The organism is Pandoraea captiosa (genome assembly GCF_902459775.1).
Taxonomy (GTDB): domain Bacteria; phylum Pseudomonadota; class Gammaproteobacteria; order Burkholderiales; family Burkholderiaceae; genus Pandoraea; species Pandoraea captiosa.
The window spans coordinates 462,138-485,780 of the sequence record NZ_CABPSQ010000003.1 but is presented as its reverse complement, the minus strand read 5'-3'; the positions used below and the strand labels follow the sequence as shown (position 1 = coordinate 485,780).

The window sequence follows — 23,643 nt, the reverse complement described above, 5'->3', positions numbered from 1 at the left end:
TTCCAAAGCGGCTTGCAGCACCCACCGCCGCCCTTGACCTGGGCGCGCTGCCCAATTGCGACGGCCCGCCCGCGACCATTCCCCATGCCGGTGCCCGACCGTGCAGATATCTCGATTGTCGAGAGACACAAAGAATCCACATTTGCCCGCTTGCGTGGCGTCGTGGGCGCTGAAACAATGCCGGAAAACGGTGGCCACGCGAATGGCCGCTTCCAAGTCGTCGTTGCGATCACGCCTGGGGAGGGACGTGCCATGACGCCGAACACGCGCCGCACCATCGCTTGCGGCCTTCGCGCAGTCGCCTTCAGGCGCACCGCGCTTCTCGTCGCCGTCGCCGGCGTTACGGGTTTGCTCGCATTGTCTGCGACCAATGTCCACGCGCAGGAAGCCATGCTGCGAGCCAACAATCAGGTCTGGCTCGGGGTGGGGGCACAACACCTGGACTACTGGGAGTCCATCGGGCCGGGCAAGAGCGATTCCGAGAAAGGAACGACCGCCGCCTTCGCGCTGACGGCCTCCACACAACGCCAGTTGTTCGGCATCTCGAATCTGTATTTCAGCGGATCGGTGCGCGTCGCGCATGGCAACGTGGACTATGGCGGCTATTTGCAGGACGCCGCCGGTCGTGTGTTGCAGCCCGACTACCAGATGAAAACCCGCTCGACCGCCACGGACCTCACGCTCAAGGCCGGCAAGGCCATCCCGTTCCATCTGGGCACGTGGAATGCGCAACTGATTCCTTACGTGAGCTACAGTTACCGCGACTGGATTCGCGACAGTAGCCGCGATCCCTATGGTTTCTACGAACGCTACCGCCACCACGTGATCGGCGGCGGGCTGATGGGGCAGATGGAGTTGACGCCGAAACTGGTGGCTACCGCCGACATTCGCGCCGGGGCAATGGTCGGTGCGTCGATGACGCTGGCCGGTTCGCAGAACACCTTTTCGTTGGGCAACAAGCCGGTCGTCGTCGCGGGGTTCGGGCTCGACTACGCGGTCGCGCGCAATTTCCACATCAATGCCAGCTACGAATGGTCGCGCTTCCAGTATGGCCGCTCGAGCGTGACGCAGGTCGGCCCTGGCGTCACCGCTTACGAGCCCGATTCGAAGACCATCAACCAGACCTGGATGATCGGCGCGGGTTACGCGTTCTGATGGCCGTCGATCAGGACGCGCCTTCCATGTCTTCCAGACTGAACGTTTCCGTGTGGTCGTTGTACGAGAAGATCTCGGCGTAGCGCCCCCAGTTGATGGCGGTATCGAGCGTTTCCTGCGCCAGATCGTCCGACATCGAGTCTTCCAGTTCCTGTTCGAAACGCACGCGTGGCGCACGCTGGCCACGGCGCTCCTGCAATACGGCCCGAATCTTTGCCGCGAGCGGCACATGCCGCAGCAAATGCTCGGCGAACAGGACCTTGCGCTCCTGCGTGCTCACGTCCACGAATCGCTTGCCTGCCGGTGTGAGCAGAATGTCACCTTCCTTGAGTTCAGCGAATCCCAGCTGATCGAGAATTTCGGCAACGGGAAACAGATCGTCGACCTCCAGCAGCAGCGTTTGCGCGATATCCGGCAAATCGGCGCGTCCGTTGTAGGGCGGCACGGCCAGTGCTTCGAGCAGACCGGCCATCAGGTTGGTCGAGACTTCGTGCAACGGGCTGGACAGCTCCAGCGGCATCTTCTGCGTGGTGTGCGCGTTACGGCGCGAGGTCATCAGCGCGTAGATATCGTCGACCATCTTGCGGAAGGCCGGATCGAGACGATTGCGGCGATGCGGGAACGGCACCTTGATTTCCGCGACCACGCGGCCCGGATTCGACGACAGCACGAGAATCCGGTCGCACATGAACACAGCTTCTTCGATGTTGTGCGTGACGATCAGGATCGACTTGATGGGTAACTGACGCTGGCTCCACAGGTCCAGCAAATCGGTACGCAGCGTTTCGGCCGTCAGCACGTCGAGGGCGGAGAACGGCTCGTCCATGAGCAGCAGCGTGGGGTTGACCACCAGCGCGCGCGCGAAGCCCACGCGTTGGCGCATGCCGCCCGATAGTTCGCGCGGGTAGGCGTTCTCGAAGCCATCCAGACCGATCAGGTCGATCGCGGCGAGCGCGCGCTTGCGGCGTTCTTTGGGCTCCACGCCCAGCGCTTCGAGACCGGCTTCCACGTTCTGCAGCACCGTCAGCCACGGGAACAGCGCAAAGGTCTGGAACACCATCGCCACGCCTTCGGGCGGGCCTTCGAGCGGCTGTCCCAGATACCGGATGTCGCCTGAGCTGGGCTGGATCAGGCCGGCGATGATGCGCAACAGCGTCGACTTGCCGGAACCCGAGCGGCCCAGCAGGCCGACGATTTCGCCTTCGTGCAGTTGCAGGTTGACACCGTCGAGCACCTGACGCTCGTCGCTGCCCTTGCGAAAACCACGGCTGACGTTGGCGAGCGAGAAGATCTCTTTTCCGGCGATCGGTTGGCCAGTGTTCGTATCGTTCGGCATCACGTTCCCTTCAATTCAGACGAAGCTTGTTTTCGGCGATGGCGTACATCGGCCGCCACAGCAAACGGTTGAACAGCACGACGAACAGCGCCATCACCGCAATGCCGAGCAAAATACGCGGGTAGTCGCCTGCGGCCGTCATTTGTGCGATGTAAGCGCCCAGACCGTGCGCGGCGACCTTGTCGTCGCCCCATTGCACGTATTCCGAGACGATGGACGCGTTCCATGCGCCGCCGGAGGCCGTGATGGCGCCCGTCACGTAATAGGGGAAGATGCCGGGCAGCATGACCTGTCGCCACCACTGCCAGCCGCGAATGCGGAAGTTGGTCGCCGCTTCCTTGAAGTCGTTCGGAAACGCCGTGGCGCCGGCAATCACGTTGAACAGGATGTACCACTGCGTGCCGAGCACGATCAGCGGGGAGAGCCAGATGTCCGCATTCAGACGGAAGTGGACGATCAGCACCACGAAGATCGGGAACAGCAGGTTCGCCGGGAAGGCGGCGAGGAACTGTGCGAGCGGCTGGATGCGCTCGGCAAGCTTCGGTCGCAAGCCGATCAGTACGCCCAGCGGCACCCAGATCACCGAGGCAATGGCGATGAGCACGACCACGCGCACGAGCGTGATGAGACCGAGGCCGAACACGCGCAGGATCTCCGGGCCGCCGACTTCGGCCAGCACGAAGGTGCAGATCTTCCACGCGGTGAAGACGCCCAGCACGACGAGCAGCGCGGCCCACACCCAGTCGATCACGCGCGAGAGCGGGGTGTTGGACTCGGAGTGAATCGCGGCCGGCAGCGAGACCGGCATGCGCAGGCGGGCCACCGTGTGCAACAGCTTGCCCAAGGGGCGCAGCAGCAGCTGAATGGCACGCGTGCGCTGAATGACGTTGAGCACCCAGGATTCGGGGGCCGCCTGCGAGACGGTGTCTTCCAGACGGAATTTGTCCGACCACGCGACCATCGGGCGAAACAGAAACTGGTCGTAAATGATGATGACGACGACCATCGCCAGAATCACCCAGCCCACCGCACCGAGATCGCGTTGAACGATGGCGGTGGCGAGATACGCCCCGATACCCGGCAGCGTGACCGTCTTGTCGCCCACGGTGATCGCTTCGGAGGCCACCACGAAGAACCAGCCGCCCGACATGCTCATCATCATGTTCCAGATGAGGCCCGGCATCGAATACGGCACGTCGAGCTTCCAGAAGCGCTGCCACGGGGACAGACGCAGGTTGACCGCGACTTCGGACAGGTCGCGCGGCTGCGTGCGCATCGACTGGTAGAACGAGAACGTCATGTTCCACGCCTGGCTCGTAAAGATCGCGAAGATGGCGGCGCATTCGGCGCCGAGCACGCGTCCCGGGAAGAGGGCGAGGAAGAACGTGACGGTAAACGAGATGTAGCCGAGCACCGGCACCGACTGGAGAATGTCCAGCATCGGCACGAGCAGCTTCTCTGCGCGGCGGCTCTTGGCGGCAAGCGTGCCGTAGACGAGCGTGAAGACGAGCGAGGCGAGCATGGCGGCCAGCATCCGCAACGTCGTGCGCAGCGCATACTCGGGCAGGTTGGCCGGGTCCAGCGAAATGACTTCGGTATGCAGGTCGGCCAGCGGTGCCCAGGTCTGACGAATGCCCGACGAGCTGACCATCAGAAAACCGATGATGATCGGGAACGCAATGAAGTCCCAGCGGTTGGGCAGCAGGCGTCGCGCGGTGGCGGGGATGAACGGACGGGCTACGCGCGTCATCAGGACCTCGTTTGGATGAGGGTTCGGACGGACAACAGGACTGAAGCGTCAAATGTGCAGCGCGGCAGCGACGTTGCGCGCGTGCGATGACGGCAGCGGATGCTACCAGATTGCCCCGTAAAAAGATGTTAAAGCGCGTGCCGGACGTTGGCAAACGGCGCGGTCGAAACGTGATTGTGGTTTTTATGCTGCACTGCGGGAGGGTGTGGTTTCGTTGGGTGATACCGAAGGCAAAACGCGACGCCGACGCTTGCGTAAATCGCCTGTCGAAGCGGGCTAAGTGGGCGGGCGACTGGCGCGGCAAATTCGTTCAGGCAGCGGTGCACCCATTCGCGGCGATCGCAGGGAAAAATGGCACATTGAAGGTGTGAACTTTATTTGCGTTGCGCAGACCAATTCCCGCGGCTTGCTTCGCGCCGTGCGGTCGTGTAGTGTGCACCGCTTGCTCGGGCTACGGCGCCTGTCGGTGGGGGATGCTTGCATGCTCCGGCGAATAAGTGGCTTGCCGGCCCGTCTCCCTCCCATTCCAAGACAAGCAAGGATGCGCCGCATGACGACGCCATTAGACGCGCGTTGCGAGCGTGCACGACAACTGAGTGCCGCCGGCCGGCTCGACGAGGCGATCGCCGAGTTACGACAAGTTCTGAAACAATCCCCTGAGTTTCTTCCTGCCCTCGAAGGGCTTGCCTACGTCTCGCTGCGCATGAGCGCATTCGAGGCGGCAGCCGACGCGTTCGACCGTCTGCTCGCGCTCGCGCCCAGCCCCGGCGCGCAGGCGACCTTCGACGCTGCGATGGCGAGCCTGCAAGCCGGGCGTCCGATGCGGGCCGAGGCGCTGTTCGAGGCGACGGTCCACCAATCGCCGGACGTCATCGGCACGCTGCATACCATCGGCCTGACCTGGGCGCGGGCGGGCGATAACGCACGTGCGCTGGCCTGGTTCGAGCGCACGGCCGCCAAGGCGCCCGCGCTGTGGCAGGCGCATTTCAACAAGGGGCGCGCGCTCGGTGCGCTGGGTCGTTTCGAAGACGAGATCGCCGCTTACCGGGTCGCCCACGCCATCGCCCCGCAGCAGCCCGACCCGCTGGTCAATCTCGGTGTGGCGCTGCGCGAGCAGCATGCATTCGAGGAGTCGCTGAAATGCCTGCACGAAGCGGTGAGACTGTCACCCGATCACGCGGGGGCGCGGACCAACCGGGCGCAGACGAATCTGCTGCTGGGCGACTTCGCGCACGGCTGGCACGACTACGAATGGCGCTGGCAGGACGGCGTTCAGACGCGGCGCTTTAGCGACCGTCTGTGGGACGGCAAGGCGCCGCTCGCCGGCAAGACGGTGTTCGTCTACAGCGAGCAGGGCTTTGGCGATACGTTGCAGTTCGTGCGCTTCGTGCCGCGTCTGGTGGAGATGGGCGCAACGGTCGTACTCTCGGTGCAGGCGCCGCTCGTGACGTTGCTGGGCGGCTTTGCGCGTGGCGTGACGGTGCTGGGCGAGCATATGCCGGTGCCGTCGTTCGACTGGCAGATGCCACTGCTCAGCCTGCCGCATCTGCTCGGGACAGGGGGCAACGTGGCGACGACATCCCCTTATCTGCGGGCAAGCCCGGGGCGAGAGATGATCTGGCGCTCGATGCTTGGTGAGAGGCCCGATGGGGCGCTGCGCGTCGGGTTTGCATGGCGCGCGCGTCCGTTCCCGCCGAACCGCGACGTCGCGCTCAAGCACTGGGCGCCGCTGTTTGCGACGAACGCACAGTGGTATTCGTTGCAGGTCGATGCGACCGACGACGAGCACGCCGAACTGGCGACTTACCGCAAGGCGCACGGCAACGTACACGACATTGGCGCGAAGCTGAGCGATTTCGCCGAGACGGCGGCCGTCATTGCGCAGATGGATCTGGTCATTGCCGTCGACACGGCGGTCGTGCATCTGGCCGGCGCGTTGGGCAAGCCGGTATGGGTGCCGCTGAACTTCACGCCGGATTGGCGCTGGCAACTGGCGCGTCGCGACAGCGACTGGTATCCGTCGGTGACCTTGTACCGCCAGCCGTCACGCGGCGACTGGGATGCGGTCGTGACGCGCATTGGCGAGGACCTTGGGGCGATGGTGTGCCGACAATCGGACGCCGAGGCGGTGCAGTAGTCGGTAGTCAGTGCCGACGAACGTTCTTTCGCGGGCGCGAGCGTTGCCGGGAGATCGTGTGAATGCGGGGCGCGTCACCCGGCATCGGCGGCATCGTCGTCGTCGCGCAGACGTGTGTAAATGTTCCAGCTCGCAATGAACAGGGCGGCGATGAGCGGCCCGATGACGAAGCCCGTCAGTCCCAAAAGCGACATGCCGCCAAGCGTGGAGATCAGTACGACCCAGTCGGGCAGCTTGGTGTCCTTGCCCACGAGAATCGGGCGCAGTACGTTGTCCACCAGACTCACGATAGTGCCGCAGAACGCAAACAGAATCACCGCTTTCCAGACATGCCCGGCGAGCAGCAGCCAGATTCCCACGGGCACCCACACCACTGCGGCGCCCACCGCCGGCAGCAGTGACAGAAACGCCATCACGACGGCTGCGAGTACATATCCCTGAATTCCGAGCACGGCGAAGATGAAGCCGCCGAGTACCCCCTGTGCCACGGCAACGGCGATGTTGCCCTTGACCGTGGCGCGCACGACCGTCGTGAACTGTCGGATCAACTGGCTCTTGTGGCGCTCGTCGAGCGGCAGCGCACGGCGCACCATCGCGCCGAGCACCGTACCGTCGCGCAGCAGGAAGAACAGCAGATAGAGCATCACGCCGAAGCTCACGACGAGTTGGGCTGTGTTTTGGCCAATGCTCACGAGGTAGACGGCGACCAGACGACCGATCTGCGCCGCGCCGTCTCCCAGGCGCTGCTGGATGGCATTGACGTCCTGCACACCGGCCAGATCCATGATGCGGTGAACGCTGGCCGGCAAGCGGTCGAGCAGTTGCTGGAACGAGACGGTCAGTTGCGGCAGATCGGTTTTGAAGCGCACGAGCGCCGTGCTGATCTCCTGCGTGAGCATGCCCACGACGAGCGTGAGGGGCAGGATCACGATCAGGAGAATCAGGGCCAGCGTGGTGAGGGCGGCGAGGTTGGGGCGCCCGCGCATGCGAGCGAGCATGCGGCGCTGCACCGGCTGGAACAGCACGGCGAGGATCGTTCCCCAGAACACGGCGCCGAACAGCGGGAACAAAATCCATCCGAAGACGACCGTCACCACGAACAGCATGAGGTGGAAGAACTTGCGCTGGTCGCTACGACTCGACATGAGGTTTCCTCGCAGATGACGACGCACGGGAATGCGCGTCAGTCGTTCTTATAGCAGATGTGGATGGCGCTCCGGTCGGGGCGAATCGATTCTCGCTTGCCTCGTGCGTCTGGGTCGCGGCCTGACGGTCCTTACCGTCCGTACCGTCCGTACCGCCCTTGCCGTTTTTACCGTCCTTATGGTCCTCGAGAATGCGGGTGACGAGTGGGTGGCCTTCGCCGCGTCGCGAGCGAATGGCGTGAATGTCCTCGTGCACCCCGTCCGGCCGACCCAGCCAGCGCAGACCGCGCAGCAGCGACACGTCGCCCGCACCGGCCTCGCTCAGCGCAAACACGCCCATGCCGCGCGTGGCGAATACCGCCATCAACGCACTGTCTTCGAACTCCCCGACAATGTTCGGGCGAATGCCCTGCGCCTCGAACCACTGATCGAGTCGGGCTCGCAGCGCAGAATGGCCGGTCGGCAATAATACCGGCAGGGCCGTCAGACATTGCGGGAAGGTGTCGCGCGCGACGTTGCGCACGAGCGAGGCGGGTCCATACCAGTCGACCGGCGACTCGACCAGACGTTCGCTCGCCAGCCGCAAGGTCGGGTTGTACGGCGCGGGCTGGCTCGCAAGCACGAGGTCCAGCTTGTGCAGCGCGAGTTCGCCAAGGAGCTGCTCGTGTTCGCCTTCGTGACAAACGAGCCGCAACGACGGTGTGTCGAGGATGGGGGCGAGAATGGCGTGAGCGGCCAGTTTCGAGATGCCGTCGGCCAGGCCGACGGCCAGACGCGCCACCCGGCCGCTCGCCGCCTCGCGGACCTCGTCGGGAAGCGATTGACCGAGGCGGAAGATTTCCTCCGCACGACGAAATGCGGCCTGACCGGGGTCGGTCATGGCGACGCCGCGTCCGGCGGGCTTGAGCAGTTGATGGCCGAGCGACTTTTCCAGCTCGCGAACCTGCGCGCTGATTGTCTGCACGGCCATGTCGAGGCGCTCGGCGGCACGCGCGAAGCCGCCTTCCTTGACGACCACCCAGAAGTAATAGAGATGGCGGTAATTCAGCATGTTAGTCAAAACTTCGGAAAAACCGAACTAAGCTGAAGTATATAGCTGGTTTTTGCGAAGCAAGCGTTCGACGATGATGCTGTCCTGAGCCCGGCACTACGTTGTGTGCGGGATATGAAGGGGAGAGGTCCGCTGCTTGCGAGTTGCCGGTCGCGGACGCACCAATAACCATACGGAAACTCTGGCGCACATATGGACTATCTACTTGCTTTGGCGGCCGACCCTGCGGTTTGGGCGGCGCTGGTTACGCTGGTGGTCATGGAGGTCGTGCTTGGCATCGACAACCTGATCTTCATCTCGATTCTCACGAACAAGCTGCCGTTGGCGATGCGCGCGCGTACGCAGCGCATGGGTATCGCACTGGCGCTGGTCATGCGCCTGGCGTTGTTGGGCACGGTCGCCTGGATCGCCAAACTCACCACGCCGCTGTTCGAATTGTTCAATCATGGCTTCTCGTGGCGCGACCTGATTCTGATCGCGGGCGGTCTGTTCCTCGTGTGGAAGGCGACGAAGGAGATGCATCACCACGTGGCGACCGGCGTCGAAGACGAGGCGCATGGCGACGGCGCGTCGGGCGCGGGCACATTGGCGACGATCACGGCGCGTGCGGCCGTCATGCAGATTCTGGTGCTGGATCTGGTGTTCTCGATCGACAGTATCGTGACGGCGGTGGGCATGACCGAGCACATCCCGATCATGTTCGTTGCCGTGATTGCGGCAGTGACGGCGATGCTGTTCATGGCCGGGCCGCTCTCACGCTTCATTGCCGCGAACCCGACGGTAGTGATGCTGGCGCTGGGCTTCCTGCTCGTGATCGGGATGACGCTGATCGCGGAAGGTTTCGGCTCGCATATTCCGAAGGGCTACATCTACGCGGCGATGGCATTCTCGGCGTTCGTCGAGGGGCTGAACATGCTGACGCGCCGGGCGAAAGCCCGTCGTGAGGCAGAGAAGGCGCGCGTGCTGCACTGATTCGCAGCGTCGTCGCGAGAGGTGCAAGGTGCAAACGGCGCCGGTGAGAACCGGCGCCGTTTTCCGTTGTATGTCGGCAAAGATCGCGGGGACGGTGAGGACAGAGGGGGACGGGTGCCAGCGTGGTTCGAATTTTCCGAAGTTTGATGAATGCAAATGCAGGTTTTTCCATTTCGTCTCGCCCGATACATTGAAGGCGTTGTCTTTTACGTGACGGAGCGAAACGATGAAATGTCCTGTGTGCGGTACCCCGGATTTGCTGATGACCGAGCGTCAGGGAGTGGAGATCGATTACTGCCCGAACTGTCGCGGCGTGTGGCTGGACCGGGGCGAACTGGACAAGCTGATCGAGCGAACCGACGGCATGCAGGGTGCGTCGCGGCAGATGGCGCAAGGCGGGTTCGGACGGTCGGGATACGATTCGCGCGATACACGTGGTGGGCAGGGTATGCAGGGTATGCGCCGGTACGCCCACGATGATGACCGGCGCGATGACCGTGAATATCGCGAGCACGGCGAGCATCGAAGCGCCCATCACGGCCATGACGACCGTCGACGGCAGTACGACCGTCCGCGAAAGAAGAAGTCGTTGTTCGAGATGTTCGACTTCGACTGAGCGTCGTGCGACGACCGACGTCGTCCCATGCCAGTTGCACGTGCGAACGCACAATAGAAAAAGCCGCTGAACCTTTCGGAACAGCGGCTTTTTGCATTTGGTGGCGAATCAGGGACTCGAACCCCGGACCTGCGGATTATGATTCCGTCGCTCTAACCGACTGAGCTAATTCGCCGTAGAAGAAAGATTATAGGTAGACCCCTGTGGGCTGTCAACAGGTATTTTGCGAAAACTATGAAAATGTTTGCGCGCTGGCCGACGCGCGTCCTCTGCGCCAACGCTTTTACACCACACCCCATCGGCCTTCCTGCCCACTTCGTCCTCCACAAACGACAACGCCGGAGCCCGAAGGCCCCGGCGTCTGTCTTCCGACGTTTCTTAAGCGCAGCGACTTATTGAGGCTCAGTCGTTGGCGTAGATGTCGACGTCCTTCGTTTCCTTGATGAACAGCATGCCGATCACGAAGGTAATCAACGCAATCACGATCGGATACCAGAGGCCGGAGTAGATGTCGCCCTTGGCTGCCACGATTGCGAAGGCCGTTGCCGGCAGGAAGCCGCCGAACCAGCCGTTACCGATGTGATACGGCAGCGACATCGACGTGTAGCGAATGCGCGTCGGGAACAGTTCGACCAGCATCGCTGCGATCGGGCCGTACACCATCGTCACGAAGATCACGAGAATCGCCAGCAGGATCACGACCATCGGCTTGTTCATCTGGGCCGGGTCGGCCTTCGCCGGATAGCCGTCCGCCTTGAGCGTGGCCGACATGTCCGTCTCGAATGCCTTGGTCTTGTCCTTGGCGTCTGCTGCCTTGCCATCGACCGACTGGATCACCTTGTCACCAATCTTCACCGATGCCATCGTGCCCGCCGGCGCCGCTTCGTTCTGATAGTTCAGACCGGCGCGCGACAGGTAGCTCTTCGCGATATCGCACGAACTCGTGAACTTCGAGGTGCCCACCGGGTTGAACTGGAACGAGCACTCGTTCGGATCGGCGATGACCGTGATCGGCGAACGTGCCGTGGCCGCTTCGAGCGCCGGGTTGGCGTAGTGCGTGAGCGCCTTGAAGATCGGGAAGTACAGCAGCGCAGCCAGCAGGCAGCCCGCCATGATGATCGGCTTGCGGCCGATCTTGTCCGACAGGGCGCCGAAGAACACGAAGAACGGGCTACCGATCAACAGGCCCAGCGCGACCATGATGTTCGCGGTGTTGCCGTCGACCTTGAGGACCTGCGTCATGAAGAACAGCGAATAGAACTGGCCCGTGTACCACACGACGGCCTGACCTGCCGTGAGGCCAACCAGCGCCAGAATCACGATCTTCAGGTTCTTCCACTGGCCGAACGACTCCTTGAGCGGCGCCTTCGAAGCCTTGCCTTCCGCTTTCATGCGCTGGAACGCCGGCGATTCGCTCAGTTGCAGACGAATCCACAGCGAGACCAGCAGCAGCACGATCGACAGAATGAACGGGATACGCCAGCCCCAGTCGCCGAATGCCTCTTCACCCATCGCCATGCGGGTGCCGAGAATCACGAGCAGCGAGAGGAAGAGACCCAGCGTTGCGGTCGTCTGAATCCACGACGTGTAGAAGCCGCGACGGCCATGCGGCGCGTGCTCGGCAACGTACGTGGCAGCACCGCCGTATTCGCCGCCCAGTGCCAGACCCTGGAGCAGACGCATGGCGATGAAGATCACCGGTGCCGCGATGCCCCAGGAGGCATAGCCCGGCAGCAAACCGACGACCAGCGTCGACAGACCCATCAGGGTGATGGTCACGAGGAACGTGTACTTGCGACCCACCAGGTCGCCGATGCGGCCGAACACGATGGCGCCGAACGGGCGCACCGCGAAACCGGCGGCAAACGACAACAACGTGAAGATGAAGGCTGCCGTCGGATTGATCCCCGAGAAGAAGTGACGGCTGATGAAGGCGGCCAACGAACCGGCCAGGTAAAAGTCATACCACTCGAACACCGTGCCCAGCGACGACGCGAAAATGACCTTGCGTTCTTCCTTGGTCATCGGCGCATGGGTGGTGGCTGCCGTTGTAGTAGCCATGCGGTTGTCTCCTGTAATGTAAGCACGCCCCTGGGACGTACCCGGGCCGTTGCAACTGATTATTGGAGCGCAACCTTACCGCCGTCTGACGCCAAACTGACTCGAACCTTACGCTGCTAGGGACTTACCCTCGACTTTGGCCCTAAATGGGGCGTATTTTGCGTGATTCCGTCACGCATGAGGGTTTTCGATAGGCACCTCGGCGAGCGGTAACGTCACCCGAATGAGGGTGCCGGTTGCTTCGGGGTGCTGCGCGTCGACATGGTCGAGCACGCTCACATCGCCGCGATGAATCTGCACGATTTCACGCACGATCGCGAGCCCGAGGCCGCTACCGTCGCTGTCGCTGCCGAGAATGCGATAGAAGCGCTCGAACACGCGCGGACGCTCGGCAACGGGAATGCCCGGGCCGGTGTCTTCGACTTCGAGATGGACGAATCCGTCGGACGCCTCATGACGCAGGCGCACCGTCACCTTGCCGCCGGCAGGCGTGTAACGGATGGCGTTGTCGATCAGGTTGTTGAGCAACTCGCGCAGCATCACCGGTTGACCGGACAGATGCACCGGGAACGGCGGCTCCTCGAAGCCCAGGTCGATGCGCTTGGCGAACGCGGCCTGGAACCAGTCCTGCATGGCGCTGCGTGCGAGCAGGCTCAGGTTGAGCGGCGTGAATGCGGCGGCGTCGTTCGCACTGTTCTCCGCGCGTGCGAGCGCCAGCAACTGGTTGACCAGACGCGCCGCCTGCTCCGAGCTGACGGCGATCTGCGAGAGCGAGCGCCGCAACTCGTCCGGCGAAGTCTGACGCAACGCGAGTTCGGCCTGCATGCGCAGACCGGCAAGCGGTGTCTTGAGCTGATGCGCCGCGTCTGCGATGAAGCGCTGCTGGAGCTTCATGTTTTGTTCGAGGCGTCCGAGCAGATCGTTGAGCGAGTTGACGAGCGGCGCGATCTCCGGTGGCGCCTGACGCGCTTCGAGCGGCGAGAGATCGTCGGGTCGCCGGGCGCGAATGTGTTCCTGCAACGCATGCAGCGGCGCCAGACCGCGCGACAGCCCGAACCACACGAGCACAATGGCAAGCGGCAGGATCACGAACTGCGGCAGGATCACGCCCTTGATGATCTCGTTGGCCAGTTGGCTGCGCTTGTCGAGCGTTTCGGCGACTTGAACGAGCGCCATGCTGCCGGGGGGCGCCATGCGCGGCAGATCGACGTAGGTGAAGGCGACGCGAATGTCGTTGCCGCCGAGCGTTTCGTCGCGGAACTGGACGACCCCCGGCTGCGGCCGGTCGTCTTCATGCGGCAAGGGCAGTTCGGCCGTCCCGCCGACGAGTTCCCCCTTCGCGCCAAGGACCTGGAAGTAGATGTTGTCGGTGGCGTCCGCCCGCAGCAGGTCCCGGGCGGGCATCGGCAGGGTGAGCGTGACCTGCCCGCGATCCGAGTGGACTTGCTGGGCGAGGACATAGGTATTGGTTTCCAGCGCCCGGTCGAACGGGCCGTTGGCGATCGACTTCGCGACCAGATACGTCACGGCAATGCTCATCGGCCAGAGCAGCAGCAACGGGGCGAGCATCCAGTCGAGGATTTCCCCGAACAGCGAGCGTGGCGGCGGCTCCGCTTCGCGCTCCAGCGGCGCGCCGAAGCCCGGGCGCACGAAGGGATCCGCGTAGGGGTCGAACGGATCGGCGGCGTCTGCGGGATGGGGCGATGCGTCGGGATCGGCAGGCACGGCGCGATGGGGAGGGCGAAAGCTCAGACGCATCGGGTAGCAAGTCTAAAGAGGCTGAGGCGGCCAGGGTGACCGAGGCGGCGGGATACGCCGGGGCCTGCACGCCGCTATGCGTGGCGTGCGCCGACGTCGCAAGTGCGTCGAGCAGGGCGCTCAGGCATCATGCTCAGGCTGCATTGGCGGGCGTTGCCGCCGGCTTCTCCAGACAATACCCCAAGCCGCGAATCGTGGCGATGCGTACGCCGCTGGGCTCGATTTTCTTGCGCAGCCGGTGCATGTACACCTCGATGGCGTTGTTGCTGACTTCCTCGCCCCAGCCACACAGGTGATCGACGAGCTGTTCTTTCGAGACGAGTCGCCCGGTACGCAGGAGCAACACTTCGAGCAATTCGAGTTCGCGTGCGGACAGATCGAGCATCTGCTCGTGAATATAGGCGGTACGCCCGACCTGATCGAAGCTGAGCGGGCCGTGACGGATGACCGTCGAGCCGCCGCCTGCGCCGCGCCGGGTCAGGGCGCGCACGCGCGCTTCAAGTTCGGCGAGCGCGAACGGCTTGGCCATGTAGTCGTCCGCGCCGAGATCGAGGCCTTTTACGCGCGCATCGACGCTGTCGGAGGCCGTCAGGATCAGCACGGGCAGGTGGGAGTTGCGGGCGCGCAGTCGGCGTAACACTTCGTGACCGGGCAGGCGGGGCAGACCGAGGTCGAGAATCAGCAGGTCGAACGTCTGGGCAGAGAGTGCGGAATCCGCTTCGAGCCCCGTCTTGACGTGATCGACGGCATAGCCCCCCTGACGCAGGGAACGGGTCAGGGCGTCGGCCAGAATGCTGTCATCCTCTGCGATGAGAATTCGCATGGGCGTGATAGGCTTGTGTAGGCACCGGCGCCTGACGGCAGCGGTGTGTCTCCTGTGATGTTGCGGCGCGTGGTTCGCGGCTTTTTTTGTCGTTTCGGCGCTTTCGGACAACAGGCACTTGCAAAGAGCACTGGTTTTTTATACAGTACCGGCAGTCACGCCTCACTCGAGCCGTCTCGCTCATCATATCAAAGGACGATTCATGGAAGAAAGCAAGAAAGGGTCTGCCAATCTGTCGGCCGAGAAAGGCAAGGCGCTCGCCGCCGCCCTCGCGCAGATCGAGAAGCAATTCGGCAAGGGCTCGATCATGCGTCTTGGCGACGGCGAGGTCGAAGCGGACATCCAGGTCGTCTCCACGGGCTCGCTGGGTCTGGACATCGCACTCGGTGTCGGTGGCCTGCCGCGCGGCCGTGTGATTGAGATCTACGGTCCGGAATCGTCGGGTAAGACCACGCTCACGCTGCAAGTCGTGGCGGAGATGCAGAAGATCGGCGGCACGTGCGCGTTTATCGACGCGGAGCATGCCCTCGACGTCGGCTACGCGAGCAAGCTGGGCGTTTCGGTGCCGGAACTGCTGATCTCGCAGCCGGACACGGGCGAGCAGGCGCTGGAAATCGCCGACGCGCTGGTGCGTTCGGGTTCGATCGACCTCATCATCATCGACTCGGTCGCGGCCCTGGTGCCGAAGGCCGAAATCGAAGGGGAAATGGGCGACTCGCTGCCGGGTCTGCAAGCGCGTCTGATGTCGCAGGCACTGCGTAAGCTGACCGGCACGATCAAGCGCACGAACTGCACGGTGATCTTCATCAATCAGATTCGCATGAAGATCGGTGTGATGTTCGGCAACCCGGAAACGACAACCGGCGGTAACGCACTGAAGTTCTATTCGTCGGTGCGTCTGGACATCCGCCGTATCGGTTCGATCAAGAAGGGCGACGAGGTGGTCGGTAACGAGACCCGCGTCAAGGTCGTGAAGAACAAGGTGTCGCCGCCGTTCCGCGAAGCGATCTTCGACATCCTCTACGGTCAGGGCATCTCGCGCGAAGGCGAAATCATCGATCTGGGCGTCAACGCGAAGATCGTCGAAAAGGCCGGCGCTTGGTACAGCTACAACGGCGAGAAGATCGGCCAGGGCAAGGACAACGCGCGTGAGTTCCTTCGCGAAAATCCAGATATCGCCCACGAAATCGAGAACAAGGTGCGTGCATCGCTGGGCGTTACGGCGATCAACGAAACCGGCGAGATCGAAGAAGACGACGAGGCGTAATCGCCTGTGTTGTCGGAGCGGCAGCGCGAGGCCTCATGGCATCGCGCTGCCGTTTTTGCTTTGTGGACTTGCGACTGCCACTGATCGCGCTACGATGAATTCATGATCAATCGCCGTCCTCCCCGCACCCCGAATGTGCCGCCACCCCCGCCGGGGGATGAGGCCGTCGCGGTCAAACCCTCCCGCAAACCCACGTTGAGCCTGAAAGGTCGCGCGTTGTCGTATCTTGCGCGTCGCGAATACAGTCGTGCGGAGTTGCGTCGCAAGCTGGCGCCCTACGCCGACGCCGAGGATCCCGAAGCGCTCGATCGGTTACTCGACAGTCTGGAACAGGAACGATGGCTGTCCAATGAGCGGTTCGCCGAAAGCGTGGTGAACCGTCGCGCTTCGCGCATGGGCACCACGCGAATCGTGGGCGAACTCAAGCAGCATCAGGTCGACGCCGACACCGTCGCCGCGATTTCGGAGCAACTGCGCGAAACCGAACTGGCGCGGGCGCATGCCGTGTGGCAGAAGAAGTTCGGCGAGGTCGCCACGACCCCCGAAGCACGCGCCAAACAGATGCGTTTTCTTGCCGCCCGTGGCTTCTCGCGTACCGTTATCAGCAAAATCGTGCGGGGCGCCGACGAATTTTTGGATGACGTCTGAGGTCAGTCTCACCGTTTTCCTCATGGATGCGTGTCCATTTATCCGTGTGCGCCTAACGACGCGTATCGTCGCGCAACCAGCGTCATCGCTCGCGTGACACGACGCGGTAACTCACGTGACACGTCAATCCTCGCTTATCGCGTTATGGCGTTGCACCATACCGGCGGGCAGCGGCGATAATTTGATTGCCCGACCGATGGGTCGGGTAATTCCCCCTTATGCGGCGGGCTTCTGCTGCGCTGCGGCAGACGGGGCCGTCGCCTATGCTAGAATCAAGATCTTTCTGCGTTCATGCATTGCACACTTCCGCATGCCGCTCTCCGCGCCTGCCTCTCGTACCTTGCGTCACCGTCGCACGATCGCTGTTGAAGCGTATTCGCGCGACGATGGCCTATGGGACATCGAAGCCCGACTGACCGATCACAAGGATCGGGATTTTGCATTGGCCACCGGCCTTCGCAAGGAGGGCACGCCAATTCACGAACTATGGCTGCGGCTGACGATCGACGAAGCGTTTGAAGTCCATGACGCCGAGGCTGTGTCCGACTGGGTGCCTTATCCCGGTATTTGCGACCAGATCGGCCCCCAATACCGTCAGTTGATTGGTCTTAACCTGCGGCGCGGCTTCCGACGCGGGGTTCGCGAGCGCCTTGGCGGCGCGGCGGGCTGTACCCACCTGACAGAACTGTGCAGCGTCCTGCCGACGGCAGCGATTCAGGCTTTCGCCGGAGTGGTGATCGACACACCCGATACGGCGCTGGCGAGCAACGATGCCGAAGATTCGGCACCTCCTTTCCAACTCGGACATTGTCACGCCCTGCGGTTTGATGGCGAGGCGGTGCGCCGGTTTTACCCGCGCTGGTTCAACGGCCGCGCAAACGATCGAGCGAACGAGCCCACGACGCCCGTCACATCAGAAGCGGTGCGCGATGCGGCCTCGACTCGCGAGCTCGAACCCAAACTTCCAACTCAGCAAGAAGGGAATCACGCATGAAGATTCATGAGTATCAAGGCAAGGAAATCCTCCGGAAATTCGGAGTCGCGGTGCCCCGCGGCATTCCGGCGTTTTCCGTGGACGAGGCCGTGAAGGCAGCCGAAGAACTCGGCGGTCCGGTTTGGGTGGTCAAGGCCCAGATTCACGCAGGCGGTCGCGGTAAGGGCGGCGGCGTGAAGGTTGCCAAGTCGATCGAGCAAGTGCGCGAATACGCCGGCCAGATCCTCGGCATGCAACTGGTCACGCACCAGACGGGCCCGGAAGGCCAGAAGGTCAATCGCCTGTTGATCGAAGAAGGCGCCGACATCCACAACGAACTGTACGTCAGCCTGGTGGTTGACCGCGTCACGCAGAAGATCGTGATGATGGGTTCGAGCGAAGGCGGCATGGACATCGAAGAAGTCGCCGAAAAGCACCCGGAACTGATCCACCACGTCGTGATCGATCCGTCGGTTGGCCTGACGGACGCGCAAGCCGACGACTTCGCCAAGAAGATCAGCGTGCCGGAAGGTTCGATCTCGCAAGCCCGCACGATTCTCCAAGGTCTGTACAAGGCCTTCTGGGAAACGGACGCGTCGCTGGCCGAAATCAACCCGCTCAACGTGAGCAAGAACGGCACGGTCACGGCACTGGACGCCAAGTTCAACTTCGATTCGAATGCCCTGTTCCGTCATCCGGAAATCGTGGCTTACCGCGATCTGGACGAAGAAGATCCGGCTGAAGTCGAAGCCTCGAAGTTCGATCTGGCTTACATCTCGCTCGACGGCAACATCGGCTGTCTGGTGAACGGTGCCGGTCTGGCCATGGCCACGATGGACACCATCAAGCTGTTCGGCGGCGAGCCGGCCAACTTCCTGGACGTGGGCGGTGGCGCCACGGCAGAGAAGGTGACCGAAGCGTTCAAGATCATGCTGAAGAACCCGAACCTGACGGCCATTCTGGTCAACATCTTCGGCGGCATCATGCGCTGCGACGTGATCGCCGAAGGCGTGATCACGGCGTCGAAGGCTGTGTCGCTGAAGGTGCCGCTCGTCGTGCGCATGAAGGGCACGAACGAAGACCTGGGCAAGAAGATGCTCGCCGAATCCGGCCTGCCGATCATCTCTGCGGACAGCATGGAAGAAGCTGCCCAGAAGGTTGTCGCGGCTGCCGCAGGCAAGTAACCAGAACAGTCGAAGCCGTCGCGGCGTGCTGCTCCCGAGAGGCTGAGCGCACACCGCCAGGCAACAGGACGAAGGAAATCAAGCAATGTCGATTCTGATCAACAAAGACACCAAGGTCATCACCCAGGGTATCACTGGCAAGACCGGCCAGTTCCATACCCGTATGTGCCGCGAATACGCGAACGGCAAGAACGCGTTCGTCGCCGGCGTGAACCCGAAGAAGGCTGGCGAAGACTTCGAAGGGATTCCGATTTACGGTTCGGTGAAGGACGCGAAGGAACAAACCGGCGCGACCGTCTCCGTGATCTACGTGCCGCCCGCAGGCGCTGCTGCCGCCATCTGGGAAGCCGTCGAAGCCGACCTGGATCTGGCGATCTGTATCACGGAAGGTATTCCGGTTCGTGACATGATCGAAGTGAAGGACCGTATGCGTCGCGAAGGTCGCAAGACCCTGCTGCTCGGCCCGAACTGCCCGGGCGTGATCACGCCGGACGAACTGAAGATCGGCATCATGCCGGGTCACATCCACAAGAAGGGTCGCATCGGCGTGGTGTCGCGCTCGGGTACCCTGACGTACGAAGCCGTGGGCCAGCTGACCGCACTGGGTCTGGGCCAGTCGAGCGCCGTCGGTATCGGTGGCGACCCGATCAACGGTCTGAAGCACATCGACGTCATGAAGATGTTCAACGACGATCCGGAAACGGACGCCGTGATCATGATCGGTGAAATCGGTGGTCCGGACGAAGCTGCCGCCGCCGAGTGGATCAAGGGCAACATGAAGAAGCCGGTCGTCGGCTTCATCGCAGGCGTGACGGCGCCTCCGGGCAAGCGCATGGGCCACGCCGGCGCGCTGATCTCGGGCGGTGCCGATACGGCCGAAGCCAAGCTGGCCATCATGGATGCCTGCGGCATCAAGGTGACCAAGAACCCGTCGGAAATGGGCCGCCTGCTCAAGTCGGTGCTGTAATTCCCGCCGGACGACTTCGTCGCGGCCGCCGGAACCGGTGGCCGCATAACGAGTCATGAAAGAGGGAGCCCAGGACATCGGGCTCCCTCTTTTGCTATTGCGTTTGCGCCATCCTTTGTTGCATTCGTCTCACCCCTTCAGCCGTTTCAGCGTCTGAACTGTCTTTACCGTCTCAATCGTTGCCGAGGATATCCGCGCCATGCTTGCGTTTTTTGCCGAGCTAAACTGGGCCGCCGTGGCCCAGATCATCATGATCGACATCCTGCTGGGTGGCGACAATGCCGTGGTGATTGCGCTCGCGTGCCGAAATCTGCCGGCCAAGCAACGGTTGCAAGGCATCGTCTGGGGCACGATCGGGGCCATCGTATTGCGCGTGATCCTGATTGCGTTTGCCGTGACGCTGCTCGCCGTGCCTTATCTCAAGGCGGTGGGCGGGCTGCTGCTGCTCTGGATCGGCACCAAGCTGCTGGTGCCCGACCACGACGCGCACGACAGCGTGAAGCCGGCCGACAAGCTCTGGACTGCCGTCAAAACCATCATCATTGCCGATCTGGTGATGAGCATCGACAACGTGATCGCGATCGCCGGTGCCGCGGAAGGCGCGGCCGATCATCACCAGCTGCCGCTCGTCATCTTCGGCTTGCTCGTGAGCATTCCGTTGATCGTCTGGGGCTCGCAGCTCGTGCTCAAGGCGCTCGACCGTTTCCCCGTGATCGTGATGGCGGGTGCGGCGCTGCTCGGATGGATCGCCGGCGGCCTGATCGTGACCGACCCGGGCATCGGCCATCTGTTGCACTTGCCCGGCGATGCCGCGAAATACACCCACTATGTGGCCTCGGCGATCGGGGCGGTGTTCGTTCTGGTCGTAGGGCTCGCGCTCAAGCGTCGTAGCGAAGCACGACAAATGCGTGCAACCTCTTCGAAATAATCGGGTCCATTGCCGGGATCGGAGACTTTGGCGCGACAGGATCCAGGCGCTCGGTCGGCCTGACCATGCCGATGCGTCATGCGGTGGGGGGGCGTTGCCTGACGTCTCATCGGCGTCGGGACCGGTCGGCGCCAGACCGTTTGTCTCGCGTTCCCTCGGACGATTCCGATCACCTCATGCGGCGCCGGCCGATTTTGATCTGCGGCAGGGCATTCGCGATGGGGGGTATGGCATACTCCGCCCACTTCCCCCCGATGTCCCCTTTGTTTTCATTGCTTTTGCAGGGAGTTACACAATGCGTCGTTTCGGCCACCGGACTACCGGTCTCGCCAAATCCCGGGGTTTCACCCTGATCGAACTGATGATCGTGCTGGCGATCATCGGCGTGCTGGTCACAGCAGGGGTTCCGTATCTGCAGAATTATCTGGTCCGCGCGCGTGTCGTCGAAGGACTCGGCGCAGCGGCCTCGGCCAAGGCGCTCGTGAGCGAGAATGCCATGCATGGCGCGCCGTTCAATAGCGGGTGGCAGGCACCGAGCGCAACGGACAACGTGAGCGGTGTGAGCATCGATTCCGTGAGCGGCAACGTTACGGTGGCGTACACCCAGCGAGCGGGCGATGGTGCGATCGTGCTGGTGCCGACCAGCACCGGCGCCACCGGCAAGCCGGAGACGCTGACGGTCGGCAAGGCCCCCGAAGGTCAGATCGTCTGGACGTGCTATGCGCAGGGCCGCGAAGGCGCGCCCAACGGTGCCACGCTGCCGGGTAAGCTCGCGCCGCCGGAATGTCGCGGCGACGCGGCGACCAAGGGGGCCTGAGTCCGCTTCGCACCAGGCCGAATGACGTCACGTTGCATCGCAGCGGGTTGCATCGGGTCGCATCAAGCCACAGGACGTCCGGCCTGGCGATCACTGCGGATTTGCGGACGGCGTCAATACGCGCGTCAGGCATGAAATGGCTGCCCCCCGGGTGGCCATTTTTGGTTATGCTTGCGCATCTTTCAACCGATGCATTGCACGGCGGCGACCTTGTTTCCTCCTCTGCTTCTCTCGATGATCGGGCTTGTACTCGCCCTGATCTGGGCTTTGCCCTACAACCTCGTCAAGCACACCTATCCGATTTCGACGTTCTATTCGGAAGCGCTGGCGTTTTCGCTGTTCGCAGTGCTGGGTGTGCTCTCGATGATCGCCGTGTGGCAACGCGACGCGCGCCTGCTGCGCATGCCGCGCGTCACGTGGATGCCGCTCGCTTTTGTGGCGATCGTGCTGATTCAGCGCGCGACGATTCCGACCGAGTTGCCGCAGTTGATGATGACGGCGCTGCTCTACGGTGTGGCGATGATCGTCGCGGTCAACACGGGTTATTGGCTCGCGCAACTGGGTTGGCGCGGTGTGCTCATGCGCTGGAGTGCGGTGGCGCTTACGCTGGGCGGCTTGTACGCCGTGGGCGCACAGATCGTCCAGGCGTTTCACCTGGAAGCCCAGGTGCCGTGGCTGGTCGCCAAGTACACGGTCACGGTGGCTCGTCGCCTGTTCGGCAACATGTACCAGCCCAATCACCTGGCGACGTATCTCTCGCTCGCCAGCGCCGGCGCGTTTTACCTCTGGTATCAGCGCAAGTTGCCGGCATGGGCGTTGCTCGTGGCCTGCGCCGCGTTTGACATCGGCATCTGCCTGACGGGCTCACGCACGCCGTGGCTGCAACTGGCGCTGCTGTCTGCTTTCGGGCTGTGGCTTGTGTGGATGGAGCGTAGCGAGCCGACGCGCAACATGCGTCGCTCGATGCGCTGGTTCGTGCCGGTCGCGCTCCTGCCGCTACTCGGTCTCGCCACGGTCTTCGTCGGCTGGGCGAACGTGGCCTGGGGGTTGCAGCTCGACGGCAGTGCCGTCGCCCGCATGCAGCAGGCGGGGCAGGTCACAGGGCGCCTGAACCTGTGGGAGTACGGACTGGCGATCTTCCGCGAGCATTGGTTCTTCGGTGCCGGCTGGTCGAACTACATCGACGCGCAGTTCGCGCTGGTCGACAAACTCGGCCCGGTGGAAATGGCGGACAACGCGCATAACGTGTTGCTCGACCTGCTGGCGAAGACGGGCGTTGTCGGCACGCTGGCGGTGCTGCTTCCGTTGGCATTCTGGTTCGTCCGTGCGGTGCGCGGGATCCAGACGGCACCCATTGCGCTTGCCTTTGTCATGCTCGGCATGCTCGCGATTCACGCCTTGCTGGAGTATCCGCAGCACTACGCATTCTTCCTGCTCCCGGCGATGTTCCTGCTCGGATTCTGCGAGACGAAGCCCATCGAGAGTGTGTCGCCGACGGCCACGGGGGCGATCAACGGCGTCATCGTGCTGTTCGCGTGCGTGGCGATCCCATGGCTATATCACGACTATCAGCGCGTTGAAGTGGCTTACCGCGCAGGCAAGATCGAAACGTATCGCACCGACCCGGCGTTGTTCTTTGCGCCATACGGCGATTACGCCGTCACGGGCGCGCTTTATCTCAATCGCGATCAACTCGACGAAAAGCTGGCTGCGCATCGCGAGGCGCTCGCGCTGGGCGCCGGCCCGACGATGATCAAGCGCTACATAGTGCTGCTGGCGCTCGCGGGTCGCGACGACGAGGCATTGCAGGACATTCAGCGTCTCAAGAATTACAACTCGCGAATCTTCGAAGGACAGTACGCGGCGCTCGTGCGCATGTTGCGCGAGCAAGGTGCTGAACTCAAGCCGTTCCTCAGGCGGGTTATCGAGGCATGGGGCCGACCCAAGGGGGAGCCGGATTCGGATGTGGACGCGATGATGGCCCCGTCGAAGGGCACGTATGCGTTCGCATAACGTTTGACATCGTGCGCTGACTGGCGCGACATAGACAACAAC

Annotated in this window: 18 protein-coding genes, 1 tRNA gene and 1 pseudogene; 12 read left to right on the top strand and 8 right to left on the bottom strand. The window is 62.9% G+C overall.

Going from position 1 to position 23,643, the window contains the following annotated elements; translation table 11 throughout:
• The first annotated feature begins 252 nt into the window (after positions 1-252).
• Complete coding sequence (locus PCA31118_RS12800) at positions 253-1,155, top strand: hypothetical protein (RefSeq protein WP_150625557.1); 903 nt, start codon at positions 253-255, stop codon at positions 1,153-1,155.
• Positions 1,156-1,165: 10 nt separating this feature from the next.
• Here PCA31118_RS12800 and PCA31118_RS12795 read toward each other — a convergent pair whose 3' ends face one another.
• Together PCA31118_RS12795 and PCA31118_RS12790 are read right to left on the bottom strand one after the other, a co-directional pair.
• On the bottom strand, positions 1,166-2,491 hold the full coding sequence (locus tag PCA31118_RS12795) for an ABC transporter ATP-binding protein (protein WP_044457056.1): 1,326 nt from the start codon (positions 2,489-2,491) through the stop codon (positions 1,166-1,168).
• A gap of 10 nt (positions 2,492-2,501) precedes the next feature.
• Positions 2,502-4,241 carry an ABC transporter permease gene (locus PCA31118_RS12790; RefSeq protein ID WP_150625556.1) on the bottom strand — a complete coding sequence of 580 codons (1,740 nt, stop codon included), beginning with the start codon at positions 4,239-4,241 and terminating at the stop codon, positions 2,502-2,504.
• A 550-nt stretch (positions 4,242-4,791) separates the two neighbouring features.
• Between PCA31118_RS12790 and PCA31118_RS12785 the strand changes: the two genes are divergently transcribed.
• On the top strand, positions 4,792-6,378 hold the full coding sequence (locus PCA31118_RS12785) for a tetratricopeptide repeat protein (RefSeq protein WP_174990445.1): 1,587 nt from the start codon (positions 4,792-4,794) through the stop codon (positions 6,376-6,378).
• A gap of 74 nt (positions 6,379-6,452) precedes the next feature.
• Here PCA31118_RS12785 and PCA31118_RS12780 read toward each other — a convergent pair whose 3' ends face one another.
• Positions 6,453-7,523 carry an AI-2E family transporter gene (locus PCA31118_RS12780; protein ID WP_150625554.1) on the bottom strand — a complete coding sequence of 357 codons (1,071 nt, stop codon included), beginning with the start codon at positions 7,521-7,523 and terminating at the stop codon, positions 6,453-6,455.
• A 187-nt stretch (positions 7,524-7,710) separates the two neighbouring features.
• A pseudogene (locus PCA31118_RS12775) lies at positions 7,711-8,574 on the bottom strand (LysR family transcriptional regulator); the annotation flags it as partial.
• 192 nt (positions 8,575-8,766) lie between these two features.
• Between PCA31118_RS12775 and PCA31118_RS12770 the strand changes: the two are divergent.
• Entirely contained in the window at positions 8,767-9,546 is a 780-nt protein-coding gene (locus PCA31118_RS12770; RefSeq protein ID WP_150625553.1) for a TerC family protein, read from the top strand.
• Positions 9,547-9,772: 226 nt separating this feature from the next.
• Positions 9,773-10,162: a TFIIB-type zinc ribbon-containing protein gene (locus PCA31118_RS12765; protein WP_150625552.1), complete on the top strand. Its 390-nt coding sequence runs from the start codon at positions 9,773-9,775 to the stop codon at positions 10,160-10,162.
• A 98-nt stretch (positions 10,163-10,260) separates the two neighbouring features.
• Here PCA31118_RS12765 and PCA31118_RS12760 read toward each other — a convergent pair.
• The 4 genes from PCA31118_RS12760 to PCA31118_RS12745 all read right to left on the bottom strand — a co-directional run bounded on the left by PCA31118_RS12760 (position 10,261) and on the right by PCA31118_RS12745 (position 14,804).
• Positions 10,261-10,337, bottom strand: a tRNA-Met gene (locus tag PCA31118_RS12760).
• A 227-nt stretch (positions 10,338-10,564) separates the two neighbouring features.
• The gene (locus PCA31118_RS12755) at positions 10,565-12,223 is read right to left on the bottom strand and encodes an MFS transporter (protein ID WP_044457049.1); all 1,659 of its coding nucleotides are present in this window, start codon (positions 12,221-12,223) and stop codon (positions 10,565-10,567) included.
• Positions 12,224-12,394: 171 nt separating this feature from the next.
• Positions 12,395-13,981 carry a sensor histidine kinase gene (locus tag PCA31118_RS12750; protein ID WP_150625551.1) on the bottom strand — a complete coding sequence of 529 codons (1,587 nt, stop codon included), beginning with the start codon at positions 13,979-13,981 and terminating at the stop codon, positions 12,395-12,397.
• 133 nt (positions 13,982-14,114) lie between these two features.
• Entirely contained in the window at positions 14,115-14,804 is a 690-nt protein-coding gene (locus tag PCA31118_RS12745; RefSeq protein ID WP_044457047.1) for a response regulator, read from the bottom strand.
• A gap of 202 nt (positions 14,805-15,006) precedes the next feature.
• Between PCA31118_RS12745 and recA the strand changes: the two genes are divergently transcribed.
• The 8 genes from recA to PCA31118_RS12705 all read left to right on the top strand — a co-directional run bounded on the left by recA (position 15,007) and on the right by PCA31118_RS12705 (position 23,601).
• Complete coding sequence (recA, locus tag PCA31118_RS12740; RefSeq protein ID WP_044457046.1) at positions 15,007-16,071, top strand: recombinase RecA; 1,065 nt, start codon at positions 15,007-15,009, stop codon at positions 16,069-16,071.
• A gap of 102 nt (positions 16,072-16,173) precedes the next feature.
• Positions 16,174-16,719 (top strand): recombination regulator RecX, encoded by a 546-nt coding sequence (gene recX, locus PCA31118_RS12735; protein ID WP_150625550.1) that lies wholly within the window; start codon positions 16,174-16,176, stop codon positions 16,717-16,719.
• A 310-nt stretch (positions 16,720-17,029) separates the two neighbouring features.
• Positions 17,030-17,713 carry a DUF2889 domain-containing protein gene (locus PCA31118_RS12730; protein ID WP_150625688.1) on the top strand — a complete coding sequence of 228 codons (684 nt, stop codon included), beginning with the start codon at positions 17,030-17,032 and terminating at the stop codon, positions 17,711-17,713.
• Entirely contained in the window at positions 17,710-18,876 is a 1,167-nt protein-coding gene (gene sucC, locus PCA31118_RS12725; protein WP_044457043.1) for an ADP-forming succinate--CoA ligase subunit beta, read from the top strand. The genes PCA31118_RS12730 and sucC overlap by 4 nt, the downstream gene beginning before the upstream one ends.
• 85 nt (positions 18,877-18,961) lie before the next feature.
• Positions 18,962-19,843, top strand: coding sequence for a succinate--CoA ligase subunit alpha (gene sucD, locus PCA31118_RS12720; RefSeq protein WP_044457042.1), 882 nt, complete (start codon positions 18,962-18,964; stop codon positions 19,841-19,843).
• A 199-nt stretch (positions 19,844-20,042) separates the two neighbouring features.
• A complete protein-coding gene (locus PCA31118_RS12715; RefSeq protein WP_150625549.1) occupies positions 20,043-20,771 on the top strand; it encodes a TerC family protein in 729 nt (242 codons plus the stop codon).
• Between the two features lie 295 nt (positions 20,772-21,066).
• Positions 21,067-21,588, top strand: a complete 522-nt coding sequence (locus PCA31118_RS12710; protein WP_150625548.1) for a pilin — start codon at positions 21,067-21,069, stop codon at positions 21,586-21,588.
• A gap of 210 nt (positions 21,589-21,798) precedes the next feature.
• On the top strand, positions 21,799-23,601 hold the full coding sequence (locus tag PCA31118_RS12705; protein ID WP_174990444.1) for an O-antigen ligase family protein: 1,803 nt from the start codon (positions 21,799-21,801) through the stop codon (positions 23,599-23,601).
• Positions 23,602-23,643 lie beyond the last annotated feature (42 nt).